Annotated in this window: 17 protein-coding genes; 8 read left to right on the top strand and 9 right to left on the bottom strand. The window is 57.7% G+C overall.

Annotated features, from left to right (window positions below; translation table 11 throughout):
- Positions 1-27 precede the first annotated feature (27 nt).
- From NLK58_RS00270 to apbC, 3 genes are all read right to left on the bottom strand, one after another.
- Positions 28-627 (bottom strand): YjaG family protein, encoded by a 600-nt coding sequence (locus NLK58_RS00270; RefSeq protein WP_117620180.1) that lies wholly within the window; start codon positions 625-627, stop codon positions 28-30.
- Positions 624-1190 carry a dCTP deaminase gene (gene dcd / locus NLK58_RS00265; RefSeq protein WP_117620179.1) on the bottom strand — a complete coding sequence of 189 codons (567 nt, stop codon included), beginning with the start codon at positions 1188-1190 and terminating at the stop codon, positions 624-626. Before dcd ends, NLK58_RS00270 begins: the two co-directional genes overlap by 4 nt.
- Before the next feature lie 253 nt (positions 1191-1443).
- Positions 1444-2544 carry an iron-sulfur cluster carrier protein ApbC gene (gene apbC / locus NLK58_RS00260; protein ID WP_341581664.1) on the bottom strand — a complete coding sequence of 367 codons (1101 nt, stop codon included), beginning with the start codon at positions 2542-2544 and terminating at the stop codon, positions 1444-1446.
- Between the two features lie 198 nt (positions 2545-2742).
- On the opposite strand from apbC, the gene metG reads away from it, so the two are divergent.
- From metG to nth, 8 genes are all read left to right on the top strand, one after another.
- The gene (gene metG / locus NLK58_RS00255; RefSeq protein WP_341581662.1) at positions 2743-4773 is read left to right on the top strand and encodes a methionine--tRNA ligase; all 2031 of its coding nucleotides are present in this window, start codon (positions 2743-2745) and stop codon (positions 4771-4773) included.
- Between the two features lie 32 nt (positions 4774-4805).
- The gene (rsxA, locus tag NLK58_RS00250) at positions 4806-5387 is read left to right on the top strand and encodes an electron transport complex subunit RsxA (RefSeq protein WP_341581661.1); all 582 of its coding nucleotides are present in this window, start codon (positions 4806-4808) and stop codon (positions 5385-5387) included.
- A gap of 74 nt (positions 5388-5461) precedes the next feature.
- On the top strand, positions 5462-6040 hold the full coding sequence (gene rsxB / locus NLK58_RS00245; protein WP_117620175.1) for an electron transport complex subunit RsxB: 579 nt from the start codon (positions 5462-5464) through the stop codon (positions 6038-6040).
- A complete protein-coding gene (gene rsxC, locus NLK58_RS00240) occupies positions 6040-7866 on the top strand; it encodes an electron transport complex subunit RsxC (RefSeq protein ID WP_341581660.1) in 1827 nt (608 codons plus the stop codon). The genes rsxB and rsxC overlap by 1 nt, the downstream gene beginning before the upstream one ends.
- 20 nt (positions 7867-7886) lie before the next feature.
- On the top strand, positions 7887-8936 hold the full coding sequence (rsxD, locus tag NLK58_RS00235) for an electron transport complex subunit RsxD (RefSeq protein ID WP_117620173.1): 1050 nt from the start codon (positions 7887-7889) through the stop codon (positions 8934-8936).
- 3 nt (positions 8937-8939) lie between these two features.
- Positions 8940-9641 (top strand): electron transport complex subunit RsxG, encoded by a 702-nt coding sequence (gene rsxG / locus NLK58_RS00230; protein ID WP_117620172.1) that lies wholly within the window; start codon positions 8940-8942, stop codon positions 9639-9641.
- Positions 9642-9643: 2 nt separating this feature from the next.
- Positions 9644-10360 (top strand): electron transport complex subunit E, encoded by a 717-nt coding sequence (locus NLK58_RS00225; RefSeq protein ID WP_117620171.1) that lies wholly within the window; start codon positions 9644-9646, stop codon positions 10358-10360.
- 28 nt (positions 10361-10388) lie between these two features.
- Positions 10389-11027, top strand: coding sequence for an endonuclease III (gene nth, locus NLK58_RS00220; protein ID WP_117620170.1), 639 nt, complete (start codon positions 10389-10391; stop codon positions 11025-11027).
- A 75-nt stretch (positions 11028-11102) separates the two neighbouring features.
- Here nth and NLK58_RS00215 read toward each other — a convergent pair whose 3' ends face one another.
- The 6 genes from NLK58_RS00215 to surE form a co-directional block, all read right to left on the bottom strand.
- A complete protein-coding gene (locus NLK58_RS00215) occupies positions 11103-11678 on the bottom strand; it encodes a chalcone isomerase family protein (protein ID WP_341581659.1) in 576 nt (191 codons plus the stop codon).
- A 206-nt stretch (positions 11679-11884) separates the two neighbouring features.
- Positions 11885-12880, bottom strand: a complete 996-nt coding sequence (gene rpoS, locus NLK58_RS00210) for an RNA polymerase sigma factor RpoS (RefSeq protein ID WP_117620168.1) — start codon at positions 12878-12880, stop codon at positions 11885-11887.
- Between the two features lie 200 nt (positions 12881-13080).
- On the bottom strand, positions 13081-13971 hold the full coding sequence (locus tag NLK58_RS00205; protein ID WP_341582753.1) for a peptidoglycan DD-metalloendopeptidase family protein: 891 nt from the start codon (positions 13969-13971) through the stop codon (positions 13081-13083).
- A gap of 210 nt (positions 13972-14181) precedes the next feature.
- Positions 14182-15165 (bottom strand): DUF368 domain-containing protein, encoded by a 984-nt coding sequence (locus NLK58_RS00200; RefSeq protein ID WP_117620167.1) that lies wholly within the window; start codon positions 15163-15165, stop codon positions 14182-14184.
- Between the two features lie 2 nt (positions 15166-15167).
- On the bottom strand, positions 15168-15824 hold the full coding sequence (locus tag NLK58_RS00195) for a protein-L-isoaspartate(D-aspartate) O-methyltransferase (protein WP_117620166.1): 657 nt from the start codon (positions 15822-15824) through the stop codon (positions 15168-15170).
- Positions 15821-16579, bottom strand: a complete 759-nt coding sequence (gene surE, locus NLK58_RS00190) for a 5'/3'-nucleotidase SurE (protein WP_117620165.1) — start codon at positions 16577-16579, stop codon at positions 15821-15823. The genes NLK58_RS00195 and surE overlap by 4 nt, the downstream gene beginning before the upstream one ends.
- Positions 16580-16582: the final 3 nt, after the last annotated feature.

The raw sequence follows: 16582 nt of genomic DNA, 5'->3' as shown, positions 1-16582 counted from the left end.
AGTGTAGCTCGCCCGCGCGCTGTTCGATTATTCGTTGAGGGAGATGCCCAGGTTGCTGACGCCGTCGTTGGCTGCGTCTTCCCGCAGGCGGGCCACGAACTGATCGGTAGGCGTGCGCTGGCGTTTGAGGGCAAGCACCAGATCGCGCTGGAAGGTCTTGTCCTCTTTCATCAGGGGGTGTTGATCCAGCAAGCGAACCAGCTCGTCTTCGTCGAGATCGTCACCCTCGGAAAGCTCAATGAAGTTCATCACCGTTGCCGTGGCCATCTGCGAGGCGTCGGTTGCCCGGTGTTTACCCGGGTTCAGACGACTAAGCAGGGCCTGCTCCAGCAACTGGCAGAAATCAAAGGCCGGGTAGACGCCGTAGGCATCGTAGGCGTTCACATCCGGAGACAGGGTCTCCAGCCTTGCCAGCAGCTGGGGGATGGCGGACTCCGAAACATCTTTCTGGAGCAGGTCCCAGCCAAGATCCAGCAGCTGGCGCATTTTGGCACCGGTTTTCAGGTCGACAGCGTCTGCGAACAAGGCATAGTTGGGGAATGAGCGCTCAGCCAGAGCGAGCAGGAAGGCGCATTCGCGCCAGCCCTGCAACTGTGAGACTGCTTTGAGGAACTGGTTGGCGTTCATGTCTTGGGCAGGGTGACGCCGGTCTGGCCGAAGTATTTGCCGCCCCGGTCTTTGTAGCTGGTCTCGCAGATCTCGTCGGATTCGAAGAAGAGCATCTGGGCCACGCCTTCGTTGGCGTAAATTTTGGCCGGCAGGTTGGTGGTATTGGAAAACTCCAGGGTAACCTGGCCTTCCCACTCCGGTTCCAGCGGTGTGACGTTGACGATGATGCCGCAACGGGCGTAGGTGGATTTGCCGAGGCAGATGGTGAGTACGCTGCGCGGGATGCGGAAGTATTCGACGGTGCGGGCCAGGGCAAAGGAGTTCGGCGGGATGATGCAGACGTCGCCGGTGTAGTTGACGAAGCTGTTTTCGTCGAAGTTCTTCGGGTCCACGGTGGCGGAGTGGACGTTGGTGAAGATTTTGAATTCGTTGCTGCAGCGTACGTCATAGCCATAGCTGGAGGTGCCGTAAGAGATCACGCGGCCTTTTTCGGTTTCACGAACCTGTCCGCTTTCGTACGGTTCGATCATGCCGTTTTGTTCGGACATCCGGCGAATCCACTTGTCGGATTTGATGCTCATTGGCGAAGTCTCGTATCCACTGGGAAAAATTGAGGCGTAGTTTACCCGTTAGCGCAGTGTCTGTCGAAGTCTACGGGCTTTATCACAGGACTGCCTGGCTGGGTGGCTGCAAGCTTGGGATGCACTTTCCAAAACACGCTACGAGCACATCCATGTGCGCTTGTTTCGGGCCGTCCCTGGCCCTCAACAGTTTTGGAAAGTGCACCCCAACTCGCGACTCTAACAGTCGGGAATTCGCCTCTTTGAGCCTAAGTCAGTGCTCTGTCACCGAAACGCTTGAGATGGAACCACTGAGGTTGCGCTCCCGGGTGGAGAGTTCAGCCCCTAACCTTCTGGCGATATCGCGGTACCGGCGGGCCACTTCGGAGTCCGGTTCGGCAACCACGGAGGGGGTGCCGCCGTCGGTCTGTTCGCGGATGGTCATGTGCAGGGGCAGCTGACCCAGGAGCGTGGTGTTGTATTCTTCGGCGATGCGTGCACCGCCGCCGTGGCCGAAGAGGGGTTCTTCGTGGCCGCAGTTGCTGCAGATGTGGACGCTCATGTTTTCGACAACGCCGAGCACGGGGATGTCGACTTTGCGGAACATTTCGATGCCTTTTTTACCGTCCAGCAGGGCGATGTCCTGGGGAGTGGTGACGATCACGGCGCCGGTGACGGGGACTTTCTGGGCCAGGGTGAGCTGGATGTCGCCGGTGCCCGGGGGCATGTCGATGATGAGGTAGTCGAGTTCGTTCCAGAGGGTCTGTTGCAGCAGTTGCATCACCGCGCCGCTGACCATGGGGCCGCGCCAGACCATGGGGGTTTTGTCGGTGACAACGAAAGCCATGGAGTTAGCCTGGAGGCCGTGGGCCTCCATGGGAACGAAATATTTGTTTTCGCGGGTGTCGGGGCGCTTGCCTTCGGGGACGCCAAGCATCATGCCGATGCTGGGGCCGTAGATGTCGGCGTCGAGGATACCAACTCTCGCACCTTCGGCCTGAAGTGCCAGGGCGAGATTGACGGCGGTGGTGGATTTACCGACACCACCCTTGCCGGAGGCGACGGCGATGATGTTTTTCACGCCAGGGACCGAGGGCAGGTCTTTTTGAACCTTATAGGCGTGGATTTTCTGGCCGACATGAACGTCGGCACTCTCTACGCCATCGACGAATTCCAGCGCGTTGGTCACGATCCCCTTCAGGGCCCCGGCGATGCCTTTGGAGGGGTACGGTAGCTCGACTGTGAGGGTCACTTTGCCTCTGGCATCCGCACTCAGGGATTTTACCGCACCCAATTCGTAGAGATCCTTGTTGAGATACGGGTCGCGGTACTCGCGGACCGCTGTTTGCAGGGCCTGCTCTGATATCTGTGTCATCGGGTTCTCCAGAATAAGCTAATGCGCGATTTTAAGCACGGAAACGGGTGATTCGGATGAAAAATATCTGCTCGGAAGGTATCATCTGTGCCCGTTTCTGACCATATGGGGTCTTTACCTGGCGCAATCAATTCCGACGGCCGCCAGGACCCCGTTTTGTCTTTCCAACCCGTATCAACATAAGGTTCGGACATCACCATGACGCAAGCGAGCAAACAACAGCGCGATATTCTGGTTACCAGCGCCCTGCCGTACGCCAACGGCCCTATCCATCTGGGCCACCTGCTGGAATACATTCAGACGGATATCTGGGTACGTTATCAGAAAATGCGTGGCCAGAACTGTTACTACGTTTGCGCCGATGATGCCCACGGCACGGCCATTATGCTCCGGGCCGAGCGCGAAGGCATCACGTCCGAACAGCTGATTGACCGTATCCGCGATGAGCATCAGGAAGATTTCCGCGGCTTCCATATCCACTTTGATAACTACTACACCACCCATTCCGAGGAGAACCGCCAGTTCTCGGAGTACATTTACCGCCAGTTGCAGGAAAACGGGCACATTGCCACGCGCAAGATCATCCAGTCCTACGACCCGGAAAAGAACATGTTCCTGGCGGACCGGTTTATCAAGGGCACGTGCCCGAAATGCAAAACCGAGGATCAGTACGGGGACAACTGTGAAGCCTGTGGCGCTACCTACACGCCGGCGGAGCTGATCAACCCGCGCTCGGCCGTGTCCGGGGCGACGCCCATCGAGAAGGAGTCCGAGCACTATTTCTTCAAGCTGCCGGACTTTGCCGATTTCCTGGCTAAATGGACCCGTAGCGGCACATTGCAGCCACAGGTGGCAAACAAGCTGGCCGAGTGGCTGGATGCCGGGCTGCAGGAGTGGGATATCAGCCGCGATGCGCCCTACTTCGGCTTCGAGATTCCGGATGCGCCGGGTAAATACTTCTATGTCTGGCTGGACGCTCCTATTGGCTACCTCGCCAGCTTCAAGAACCTGTGCAACCAGGAAGGCATCGATTTCGAGCACTTCTGGAAGGCCGATTCCACCGCCGAGGTGTACCACTTCATCGGCAAGGACATCATCAACTTCCACGCCCTGTTCTGGCCATCCATGCTGCACGATGCCGGTTTCCGCACGCCAACGGCGGTCTGGGCCCATGGCTTTGTGACCGTGAACGGCAAGAAGATGTCCAAGTCCCGTGGCACCTTTATCATGGCCCGCACCTATCTGGACCACCTGAATCCGGAATACCTGCGTTACTACTTCGCGGCCAAACTGACCGGCAGTGTCGATGATATGGACCTGAACCTGGAAGACTTTGCTGCCCGGGTAAACTCGGATCTGGTGGGCAAGGTCGTGAACATCGCCAGCCGCAGCGCCGGTTTCATCACCAAGCGCTTCGACGGTCAGCTTGGCCAGGTTACCGAGCATGCCAAACTGAAGGAATTCATCGAAGCTGGCAAAGAGATCGAGGAGTTCTACGAAGCCCGTGAGTTCGGCCGCGCCATGCGCCGGATCATGGAACTGGCCGACATTGCCAACCAGTACGTCAATGACGAGCAGCCCTGGGTGATCGCCAGGCAGGAAGGCCAGGATGGGAATCTTCAGGCTATCTGCACCAACGCCATCAACATGTTCCACCTGCTGATGACCTACCTGGCACCGGTACTACCGGAAACCGCCAAGGCCTCCGAGGCGTTCCTGAATGCGCCGCTGGACTGGAACAAACGCGCGGAGCGCCTCGAGAACCATGGCATCAACAAGTTCAAGCCGTTGATGAACCGTGTCGACATTGCCCAGATTGAGAAAATGCTGGATGCCTCAAAAGAGGAACTGCCCGCAGCAACCGGAAAGCCGGCGCCTGCTGCCAAGGCTGAGCCGATCGCCGACGAGATCGAATTCGGGGAATTCGCGAAAGTGGATCTCAGGGTCGTTAAAATAGTGAAAGCCGAACAGGTTGAAGGCGCTGACAAGCTCCTTCGCCTCACCCTTGACGTGGGGCACGGCGACCGCAACGTGTTTGCTGGTATCAAGTCTGCTTACAGGCCGGAAGATCTTGAGGGCCGCCTGACCGTGATGGTTGCCAACCTCAAGCCCCGGAAAATGAAGTTCGGCATGTCCGAGGGCATGGTTCTGGCAGCGGGGCCCGGTGGCAAGGACCTCTTTATCCTGTCTCCGGATTCCGGTGCCACGCCCGGCATGCGGATCATGTAACGGCCGGCAGCCGGGTCAATGGAGCAAGGCAAATGACCGAATATCTGCTGATTCTGGTCAGCACCATTCTGGTGAACAACTTTGTGCTGGTTCAGTTCCTGGGCCTGTGCCCGTTCATGGGCGTTTCAGGGAAGCTCGAAACGGCCATGGGCATGTCTCTGGCAACCACCTTCGTGCTGACTCTGGCGTCGGTATACAGCTATCTTGTCTACACCTATCTGCTGGAGCCGTTGGACCTGACCTTTCTAAGGACAATCACATTCATTCTGGTGATCGCCGTGGTGGTCCAGTTCACGGAAATGGTCGTTCACAAGACCAGCCCCTTGCTCTACCGGGTGCTGGGTATTTTCCTTCCCCTGATCACCACAAACTGTGCGGTGCTTGGGGTCGCTCTCCTGAACATTAACAAGAACAACAACTTCGTTGAGTCGGTTTTGTACGGTTTTGGCGCAGCGGCCGGCTTCTCCCTGGTCCTGGTCCTGTTTGCCGCCATGCGGGAACGCATCGCCGTCTCTGACGTTCCGGTTGCGTTCCGCGGGGCTGCGATCGGGCTGGTTACGGCCGGGCTGATGTCGCTGGCGTTCCTCGGCTTTGGTGGCCTGGTCAGCGTTTGACGGGGTAGCAGAATTAGGGGCAGTTGGATTAGGGGCAGCTGGATTAGGGGCAGCTGGATTAGGAGTAGCAGTTTATGTGGACAAGCATTCTGGTTGCCGTGTTGGTTCTTCTGGCCCTGGCCGTTGTGTTCGGAGGTTTGCTGGGCTTTGCCGCTGAACGGTTCAAGGTGGAGGGTAATCCACTGGCTGACCAGATCGATGCGCTCCTGCCACAGACCCAGTGCGGGCAGTGTGGCTATCCGGGTTGCCGGCCCTACGCCGAATCCATCGCCGAGGGCGGCCCCATCAACAAGTGCCCGCCCGGAGGCGAGTCCACCATCAAGGCACTGGCCGACCTGCTGGACGTTGAACCGGAACCTCTCGATGCCGAGCATGGTGTTGAGCAGGTCAAGCAGGTTGCAGTGATTCGTGAAGACGAGTGCATCGGCTGTACCAAGTGCATCCAGGCCTGCCCCGTGGATGCCATTCTTGGTGCCGCCAAGCACATGCACACGGTCATTGAAAGCGAATGCACCGGCTGCGACCTCTGTGTGGAGCCCTGCCCGGTCGATTGTATCGATATGGTGACTGTTGAACCGGATATCCGTACCTGGACCTGGACACCGCCGACCCCGGGGCTCATTGCCACCGACCGCCAGGGAGCCAGCGCCTGATGACACAACTGTGGGATTTTTCCGGTGGCATTCATCCGCCGGAGCACAAAGACTTCTCAACGGCCCGGCCGGTTCGTCGAGCCGGAATTCCGGAACGGCTGGTGTTGCCACTCCAGCAGCATATCGGAGACCCGGCCGAAGCGATTGTTGAAGTGGGCGAGCAGGTTCTGAAAGGGCAGAAAATCGCAGATGTCAAAACCGGCATGGGTGTAGCCGTTCATGCGCCGACGTCCGGTGTCATTGAGAGCATTGTGGAACACCCCGTTCCCCACCCGTCGGGAATGGCGGACTGGTGCATTACGCTCAGGCCAGATGGCGAAGATCAATGGTGCTCCCGCAACCCGGTGCCTGACTATCGCACCCTCACCCGTGACCAGGTCCTCGGGATTATCCGGGATGCCGGCATTTCCGGCATGGGCGGCGCCGGCTTTCCCACCAACATCAAGCTCCGGCCACCCCGGAACCGCAAGGTAAGCACGCTGATTCTGAACGGCGCTGAGTGCGAGCCCTACATTACCGCCGATGACATGACCATGCGGGAAAAAGCCGATGAGGTTGTTGCCGGCCTGAAGGTTATGGCGTGGATTCTTCGTCCGGAACGTTGCGTTATTGGTATTGAAGACAACAAGCCGGAAGCCATTTCAGCGATGCGCGAGGCAACCGAGGGCACCCAGACTGAAATCGTCGTTATTCCAACCAAGTACCCTTCCGGCGGTGAGAAACAGCTGATCCGGATACTGACTGGCATGGAAGTGCCCAGCGGTGGTATTCCGGCTGATATCGGAGTTATGTGCCAGAACATCGGCACCGCCGTTGCCGTGGCGCAGGCCGTGGTTGAAGGCACACCACTGATTTCCCGGGTTGTTACCATTACCGGCGAAGCGGTACGCGAACCGGGCAATTTCGAGGCGTTGATTGGCACGCCGATCGAATATCTGCTCGAACAGGCCGGTGTTCAGCAGGACAGGCTCAGCCGTCTGGTGCTCGGCGGCCCGATGATGGGCTATACGCTTACAACCGACGCCGTTCCGGTGATTAAAACCACCAACTGCGTCATTGCTGCAACGGCCAGCGAGTTACCGGCACCGCCGCCGGAGCAACCCTGTATCCGATGCGGACAGTGCGCCGAAGCCTGCCCTATGAAGTTATTGCCACAGCAGCTGTTCTGGTATGCCAAGACCACCGAGTTTGAGAAAGCCGAGCACCTGAACCTGTTCGATTGCATCGAATGCGGAGCCTGCTCCTATGTATGCCCGAGCTCGATCCCGCTGGTGCAGTACTACCGCTTCGCCAAAGGCGAAATTCGCGTTCAGCGCGCAGAACAGCTGAAAGCGGACCGCGCCCGGGAACGCTTCGAAGCTCGTCAGGCCCGCCTGGAGCGGGAACAGCAAGAGAAAGAACTGAGGCGCAAGGAACGGGCAAAAGCGGCGGCCGACGCCCAGGCAAGGAAAAAAGCCGAAGCGGAGCAAGTAACAGCAGAGGGTGAGGCCGTTGACGAACGCTCTGCCAAGGCCGCTCTGGTCGAGCAGGCCCTGGCCCGCAAGAAGGCAAAAGCCGGGGCACTCCAGCCACCACCTGCGACCGACACAGCTGAAGAAAAGCCGGATATTGACGCTCTGGAAAAGCAACTTGGCCAGGCCCGATCCAAGCTGGAAACCATACAGGGCATGCTTGACGAGGCAAAAGCGCAACAGGCCGATAACGTGGACAAGCTTGAGCGCGCAGTAGCCAAGAACCATGATCGGGTAAAGCGGGCCGAAGAGATGCTGGCGGAAGCCCGAGACAAACTGGCCGCCCGGCCGACCGAATCCCAGCCCACCCACTAACGGAATCAGGCTCGACACACATGGCGTTTGTTCAACAGTCCTCACCCCATGCCCACAAGGCCCGACCGACGTCCCGCGTGATGTTGTGGGTGATGATTGCGGCGTTGCCTGGCCTGTTCGCCCAGACTCTGTTTTTCGGCTGGGGCAACCTCATCAATGTGGTCTTCTGCATCGCCGTTGCCGTGTTCTCCGAGGCGACCGTGCTCAGGCTTCGGAAAAAACCCGTGGTCTTTTTTATCAGGGACAACACGGCCGCGGTAACCGGGCTACTGCTGGGCCTCTCGTTGCCACAATTCACGCCGTGGTGGGTTTCGGCGGTGGCTGTCATTTCCGCCATTGTTATTGCCAAGCAGCTATACGGTGGACTGGGCTCCAACCCATTCAATCCGGCCATGGTGGGTTATGCGCTGGTACTGGTGTCGTTTCCGGTCGCCATGACCACCAATTGGGCAGAACCAGCCATGCTCTGGGACGGCGCGCCGGGCTTCGGTGAAACCCTGGCGACCATCGCATCAGGCCAGCAGACAGCGGTAGATGGCTGGACCATGGCAACGCCCCTTGACGAGTACAAACACAAGATCGCCGGCCACACCTCGGCCGAGGTACTGATCCACCCGACCTTCGGTGAAAGCATCGCCAAAGGCTGGGAATGGGTGAATGCAGCCTTTCTTGCCGGCGGCCTCTTGCTGATCGGCCTTCGTATTATCAGCTGGCACATTCCAGCCGGTTTTCTCGGTGGCCTGATCCTGATGAGCCTGGCGTTTGGCAACAATGCAGACCTGTATACGCCGGTATCACTCCATCTTCTGGCTGGCGGTACCATGCTCGGTGCCTTCTTTATCGCCACCGACCCGGTCTCCGCTGCTACCAGCCATCAGGGTAAACTGATTTACGGGGCGGGAATCGGCATTCTGCTCTATCTGATCCGTACCTGGGGCAACTATCCCGACGCCGTTGCTTTCAGCGTTCTGCTGATGAATTTTGCCGTGCCATTTATCGACCACTACACACCACCGCGGACTTACGGCCATCACAAGGCCCGCCGGGGTGTACCAGGCAATCGGGGGTAAACCATGGCCGCCATAGCACAGTCCATGCGCCGCAGCGCCATCGGCCTCGGCTTGTTCGCCGTCATAACCGGTGGCACCATTGCAGTGACTCAGGTGGCCACCGAGGAACGAATTAAACAGCAGGCAGCGCGCGCCGAAGCAAAGGCGTTGTTCGAAATCATTCCCGAAAGCCGGCACACCAACGACCTGCTCAGGGATACCGTGCAGTTGCCGGCCAGCGAACGGCTGGCCCTGCCGGACCCCCTGACCGTCTGGGTTGCCCGGCAGGATGACCGGCCGATAGGCATGATCATGCCCATTGTGGCATCCGCCGGCTACTCCGGGAACATCTACCTGCTGGTTGGCGTGGACATGCAGGGCACCATTCTTGGCGTCCGGGTAACCAGCCACAGGGAAACCCCGGGGCTGGGCGACCGTATCGAGACCAAGAAATCGGACTGGATCAAGAGCTTCGACGGCCGGTCGCTCGGCGAACCACCCCACCGGGAGTGGGCCGTGAAAAAGAACGGCGGCCAATTTGATCAGTTTACCGGCGCCACGATCACTCCGAGGGCCGTGGTAAAGGCTGTTCAGAAAGCGCTGATCTATTTTCGAGAGAATCGCCGGGTAATCCGGGAGCGTCTCAACGAAGCGCCGTCTCAGAGGAACGAAGCCCTCAAACCGGAAGCGATTGCTGGCGAATCATCCAACACGGAGCATTCCTGATCATGGCGACCAAATCTTCCAGCGAAATCATCCGCGACGGTCTCTGGGACAATAACCCGGCACTGGTGCAGGTTCTCGGGCTGTGTCCCTTGCTGGCCGTTACCAGCACCGTTGTGAATGCCATTGGTCTTGGCGTGGCAACCCTGATGGTGCTTATGGGTTCCAACCTTGCCGTGTCACTGATTCGCAACTTTGTCAGTGAATCCGTGCGCCTGCCAGCTTTTGTCATGATCATCGCTTCCTTCGTGACCTGCGCCGAATTGCTGATGCAGGCATTTACCTACGAGCTCTATCAGATTCTGGGCATCTTCATTCCGCTCATCGTGACCAATTGCGCTATCCTTGGCCGGGCCGATGCCTTTGCCTCCAAAAACGCACCTGGCCCGGCCCTTCTGGACGGAGCCATGATGGGGCTCGGTTTTCTCGCAGTACTGGCTGTGCTCGGCGGCATTCGGGAGCTCACCGGTCAGGGAAGCCTGTTTGTTGACATGAACCTGCTGCTCGGCCCCGCGGCCGCCGACTGGGTCGTCCGACCGTTCGAAAATTACCCAGGCATGCTGTTTATGATCCTGCCACCCGGTGCCTTTGTGGGCCTCGGCCTACTGATTGCCCTGAAAAACAGCATCGATAACCACCTGAAAGAACGCCGAAAGGCCAGCGAACCGGCTCCGATAGAGGCTGGAAGCAAACGGGTCCGGATTACCGGGAACATCTCCTGACCCCCGGTTAGCAACTGACTGAGCGCTGATGAACAAACTCAAACGTGTTGAGATCTTTACCCGGCTGCGGGACGCCAACCCCCATCCGACCACGGAGTTGAACTACTCGAGCCCGTTCGAGCTGTTGATTGCGGTAATCCTGTCGGCTCAGGCAACGGACGTGGGCGTGAACAAGGCTACCGGTAAGCTGTTTCCGGTGGCCAACACGCCGGAAGCCATACTGGCTCTGGGTGTTGATGGCCTCAGGGAATACATTAAAACCATTGGCCTGTTTAACAGTAAGGCCGAAAACGTTATCAAGACCTGCCGTATTCTTATTGAGAAACACGATGGCCGGGTACCGGAAAACCGGGAAGACCTGGAAGCGCTTCCCGGCGTAGGACGCAAAACCGCGAATGTGGTTCTCAATACGGCATTCGGTCACATGGCGATGGCCGTGGACACCCATATCTTCCGGGTTTCAAACCGCACTGGAATTGCGCCGGGAAAGAACGTTCTGGAAGTGGAGAAACGGCTGCTGCGTCTGGTCCCCAAAGAGTTCCTGCTTGACGCCCACCATTGGCTGATCCTTCATGGCCGCTATACCTGTACCGCCCGGAAACCCAAATGCGGGGCCTGTTCTATTGAAGATCTCTGCGAATTCAAACATAAGCGGGATTACCTTTAAGCCAGACCCGATACCTTGCAACAGGAACAGCAAAGCCGGCGTCACGCCGGCTTTTTACTGGCAGCTGTCTCCTTGTTAACGCTGGCCCAGCATCTTCTCCTTCAGATCCTTCTGGGCAGGCTTATCGGACAGCCAGATTCCGAACAGGGCTTTTTTGAAAGCCAGGTCACCTAAGGTGTCCTTGTGCTCACCGTTCTTGAGAACTTTCACACCCTTCCCGGGCAGGTAGACCAGATCAAACACATCACCTTCGGTAATTTCTTCCTGAAACACCGCCATAAACTGGTCAACATCTTCCTGAATGGCGGACATATCACCGTCGGTTGACGCCTTGAAACCGTCCAGCGTGGCCTCTGTCATCCGCTCACTGGTGATCATGCCGGAAATGATGTGCAGAGTAATGGCCTGGGGCTCATCCGCATTAATCACGGTTTCGCCGTCGTTGATGGTTTCCGGCACGTAAAGACCACCGACGTACAGATCCATGAACCACTTGGAACGGGTGCCTGCACCGTTCAGCTTCAGTTCGGTATCCATGGCGGAGTATGTATCCGGGACATCAACACCTTCAACGGTCAGTGCTGAGGCCGGTGCGGACAGCACGACCGCCATCATAAGGGAGGTAAAGCTGATTATAAGAGCCTTCTTCATAGTCCTTTCCTTTTCGATCGTTATTATTGACGTGTTTCATTCGTGCACCGGGTTTCGACACCCTTATCCCCGCCCGGTCCCGGCATTCTATCAATGAGGCCGGCCAGAAAGGCGCAACCTGGTTCTCATTTGCAGCGATCCTGAAACACAAAAGCCAACCAGGAGTATCCTGATTGGCTTTTTGCGGTCGAACTGCCAGAAAGGGCTTATTTGAACAGCAGGTTCCCTGACAAGCCTTCCTTCTCAAGGATTTCCCGGAGCCGGCGAAGCGCCTCAACCTGGATCTGGCGAACACGCTCGCGAGTCAGCCCGATTTCCTGCCCGACCTCTTCCAGGGTGCTCACCGGGTAGCCTCGCAGGCCAAAGCGACGGGAAAGCACTTCCTGCTGCTTGTCGCTAAGCTGATCAATCCATTTTTCCAGACAGGAACACATGTTGTTGTCCTGCAGGAGATCGGCAGGATCAGACGCGCCCTCATCCGCCACTGTGTCCAGCAGAGACTTCTCGCCACCGCTGCCGATGGGCGTATCCATGGACGCGACACGCTCGTTGAGGCCCAGCATTCGTTTCACGTCCGAAACCGGCTTGTCCACCATCTTCGCAATCTCTTCCGCCGATGGCTCATGGTCCAGTTTCTGGGTCAGCTCCCTCCCGGCCCGCAAGTAGAGGTTCAGCTCCTTTACCACGTGAATCGGCAGCCGAATAGTACGGGTCTGGTTCATGATCGCCCGTTCAATGGTCTGGCGAATCCACCAGGTTGCATAGGTGGAGAAGCGGAACCCACGCTCCGGATCAAATTTTTCAACGGCCCGGATCAGGCCCAGGTTACCCTCTTCAATCAGGTCAAGCAGGGTGAGGCCCCGGTTCACGTAACGGCGGGCGATCTTGACCACCAGACGCAGGTTACTTTCGATCATCCGCTTGCGGCCAGACTCCTCTCCCTTGCGCGCCAGGCGGGCAAAATAGACTTCTTCTTCAGGAGTCAGGAGGGGTGAAAAACCGATTTCGTTGAGATAAAGCTGAGTGGCGTCCAGCTGTTTCTGGCTGGTGAAATAACGCCCCTTGGTGGGAAAATCCTCTTCGACCGCCGCAACCTCTTCGGTCACGTCCTTGTCGACTTTTTCTTCAGCTAACAGCTGATCTTCTGAGTCATCAATATCTGACACACGATCCATGATGATGTCTTCTTGCTCTGCTGACATTTGTCTTGCCCCGCCTCTCAATAATCCTGGATGTTCGCCCGATACTTCTTGTTATTGCGGACGTTTTCGTCTTCATGTTTTTTCTTCAGGACATTTTGTTGGTCGGCCTGTTACGGCCTTTACCGTTTTTGTTTTTTTGCGAACGCGGTTTATTTGTCAGTGCCGGGGAGTGCGATCAGGCAGCCTGCTGACTGCTCGGTTCACTGGCGCGGTGGCAGATAATGGACTGGATCGACCGGATTGCCATTTTTTCGGATCTCAAAATGCAATATGGGTCGTTCAGCACCACTGCTACCGAGCTCTGCAATCACCTGCCCGGCTTTCACATCCTCCCCTTCCTGCACCAGAATCTTCCGGTTATGAGCGTAAGCACTCAAATAGTGCTCGTTGTGATTCACAATAATCAGGTTGCCGTATCCAAGCAACCCGTTGCCGGCGTAAACCACATTTCCCGTGGCTGCGGCTCTAACAGCATCCCCGGCTTGCCCGGCGATATCAATACCTTTATTGACTTTTCCGGATGTTGAGTATCCAGCAATTACGGTGCCAACATGCGGCCAGCGCCACTCAATGCGGGCGACGGTCTGGGTCTGGGACCCCAGCGGCGCATCCTTGCGAGGCGCCCTCGTGACCGAGGGTTTTGGCGCGGTAGCCGCTGTCTGTCTCGGCGTTAAAACCCGGCTTTGGGTGTTGGAGGCAGACGCCGCAGGCCTGCTTGCTGAACCAGTCTGACTGCCAGAGGTTACAGTTCCGCGAAGATCAAGGCGCAGCACCTGACCGGCTTTCAGGTTCCAGGGAGGACCCATGCCGTTGGCATTGCCAAGCTCACGATAATCCCGCCCGTACCGCCAAGCTATGCTGTAGAGGGTTTCGCCCGGTTTGACAACGTGCCGGCCCCAGTATACCGGAGGGTTATATAGATCATCCTGGTACAGTGCCGGGGTGTTACAGCCGGAAAGAAACAGCAGTGCAATGAGGGAAATCAGTGGGAAGGACCGGTACTGCGTCTTTTTCAGGGGGCGAGAGGATTCACAGGCACCGGGCGGGAACCGCGGGGACGCCGGAAGATCGGCATTGAGTAACCCAGGCAAAAATCTCACAGAAATAAAAATAACCCAGTTATGAAAAATCCGTATAAACCACCCAGCCTGTAGAAGCAAATTCTAAAATTTTAATAGTAACTTGCTAATATATTGCACATTTCCCGATGGGATCCAAGTTACTACCCGGCCACCCCTGTTACCTGCCGAAACACTTATTTTGTGCGTCAGGTAACACTTTCGCACAGTTTTGCCGCCCCGCTACCCGGCCTGAGCGACGCTCCGGCTGCGAAAACCGACCCACTCAACCAGCAAAACAAGACAGAACCCGGCCAACGCCATCAACACTGCCAGTGCTATCTGAGGGTCCTGCCCGGCCTGTTCGGCGAATGTCCAGGGCCAGATGCTTACCTCATTAAGGGGCACCTGTTCACCGGCACTGTTGGTGCGCCAGCTGAGTATTTCTTTCCAGGGCCAGACCTTATTAAGGGCGCCGACCATGAATCCTGTCAGCAAAGCCAGCACCAGATCATGAAAGTGATGAAACGCCCAGGTAATCAGACGCGCTATCGATAACAGGCCGACCACACAGCCCGCCATAAACAGCAGCAAAACGCCCATATCCAATGACTTGATGGCCGCCAGGACCGGCGCATACATACCGATAATGACCAGAATAAAGCTGCCGGAAATACCGGGAAGAATCATGGCACAGATGGCGAGCGCCCCGGCACCGAAGAACGCCAGACCAGACGGTGAAACCTGTCCCGCAGACAAGGTGGTAATCCACCAGGCAACCACAATACCGGCCAACAGCGGTGCCAACAGTGCCACTTTGTAGTGTCGCACCTGGCGGCCCACATGCCACACCGAGGCAACGATCAGACCAAAGAAAAAGCTCCAGATGAGGATGGGGTATTCCACCAATACATAACTGATCGCTGAAGCCAGCGTCGCAATACTGATGAGAATGCCCGCCAGCAGGCATACCAGAAAGGTGCCGTCGCAGGCGTGCCAGAACGCCCTGAAATTGCCCCGGAACAGGTGCCGGAAAACTGCAACGGGCACGGCATTAATGGCTTCCAGCAACCGGAAGTAGACACCGGTAATGAATGCAATGGTACCGCCGGACACACCCGGCACAATATCGGCGGCCCCCATGGCGATACCGCGAAGAAAGACCGCCGCTGGACGATGGCTACGCGCGGATTCGGGACTGGCACTATTCGATACGGGACTGTTCATAACTATCGGACAACTCCTCCGAGCAGAGGCACAAACCGGACAGGTTCGAGCTCCTTGTGGTCAAAACGGGCGCCGCGACGAGTCACTTCCACCAGCACCTGACGTTCCTCACCGACCGGTGCAATCAGAACACCCCCGTCCGCCAACTGGCTAAGCAGCTCACCGGGAACCTCAATAGGTGCCGCCGTCACGATAATACCGTCGAAAGGGCCACGCTCCGGCCAGCCCATGCCGCCATCGGCGTGCTTGAAAAATACGTTTCTGGCGTGCAACTGCCGCAAACGCTCCCGGGCCCGGTCCTGAAGCGGTTTGATACGTTCAACGCTGTAGATCTCAGCAAACAGGCGCGAGAGCACAGCGGTCTGGTAACCGGATCCAGTACCCAGCTCCAGCACATTTGAGGGACGGTGAGCCAGCATCAGCTCGGTCATCCGGGCCACGATGTAAGGCTGGGAAAGGGTCTGCCCGTAGCCAATCGGCAGCGATGTGTCTTCGTAAGCCCGATGGGACAGGGCTTCATCCAGAAAAATGTGCCGGGGCACCTCTCCCATAATCTCAAGAACCTTGTCTGATTCAATGCCCGCTTCCCTCAGGCGCTGAACCAGCCGCATCCGGGTACGGCGGGAGGTCATCCCGATGCCTTCGAGCTGAGCCGTCATCCACTGCCCTCCAGCGTACCCAGCCATTCCCTGAGCGGAACCAGTGCCTCATGGCGGGTCATGTCAATGTGAACCGGCGTCACCGACACGTAGCCTTCACGAATGGCGTGGAAATCCGTTCCGGGGCCGGCATCACCGCCCGCCCCGGCGGCACCGATCCAGTACCGCTCCCTGCCCCGGGGACAGGTCATCGGAACCGCACCTTCTGCCCGTTCACGATGACCAAGCCTGGTAACACGAATACCGGCCAGTTGCTCCCAGGGCACATCCGGGACATTCACATTGAGAATGGAGCGCGGTCCAAGGACCAGGGGGCGTTCGCTCTCAAGGAGCATCCGGACAACCCGGGCCGCCGTCTCGTAATGAAAATAACCGTTGTTAACCAGCGAAACGGCAATGGCAGGCAGTCCGAGGTGGCGCCCTTCGGTGGCCGCAGCTACGGTGCCTGAGTAGATAATGTCATCGCCAAGGTTGGCGTGGGTATTGATGCCTGAAACCACGCGGTCAAACGGTTGCCGGAACAGACCGTTTACCGCCAGGTGTACACAGTCTGTCGGCGTTCCATCCACGGAACGAAAGCCGTTGGGATGTTCTTCCACGGTCAGCGGGCGGTTCAGGGTCAACGCGTTACTGGCACCGCTGTGATCGCGGTCAGGCGCCACTACCTCAAGCTCACCAAGCCCCTTCAGCCCCTCGTACAGAGCAATCAGCCCCAGTGAATGAACGCCGTCATCATTCGACAACAGAATACGCACAGT

Source organism: Marinobacter metalliresistant, from assembly GCF_038098645.1.
Classification (GTDB): domain Bacteria; phylum Pseudomonadota; class Gammaproteobacteria; order Pseudomonadales; family Oleiphilaceae; genus Marinobacter; species Marinobacter metalliresistant.
This window is presented reverse-complemented; position numbering and strand designations above follow the sequence as displayed.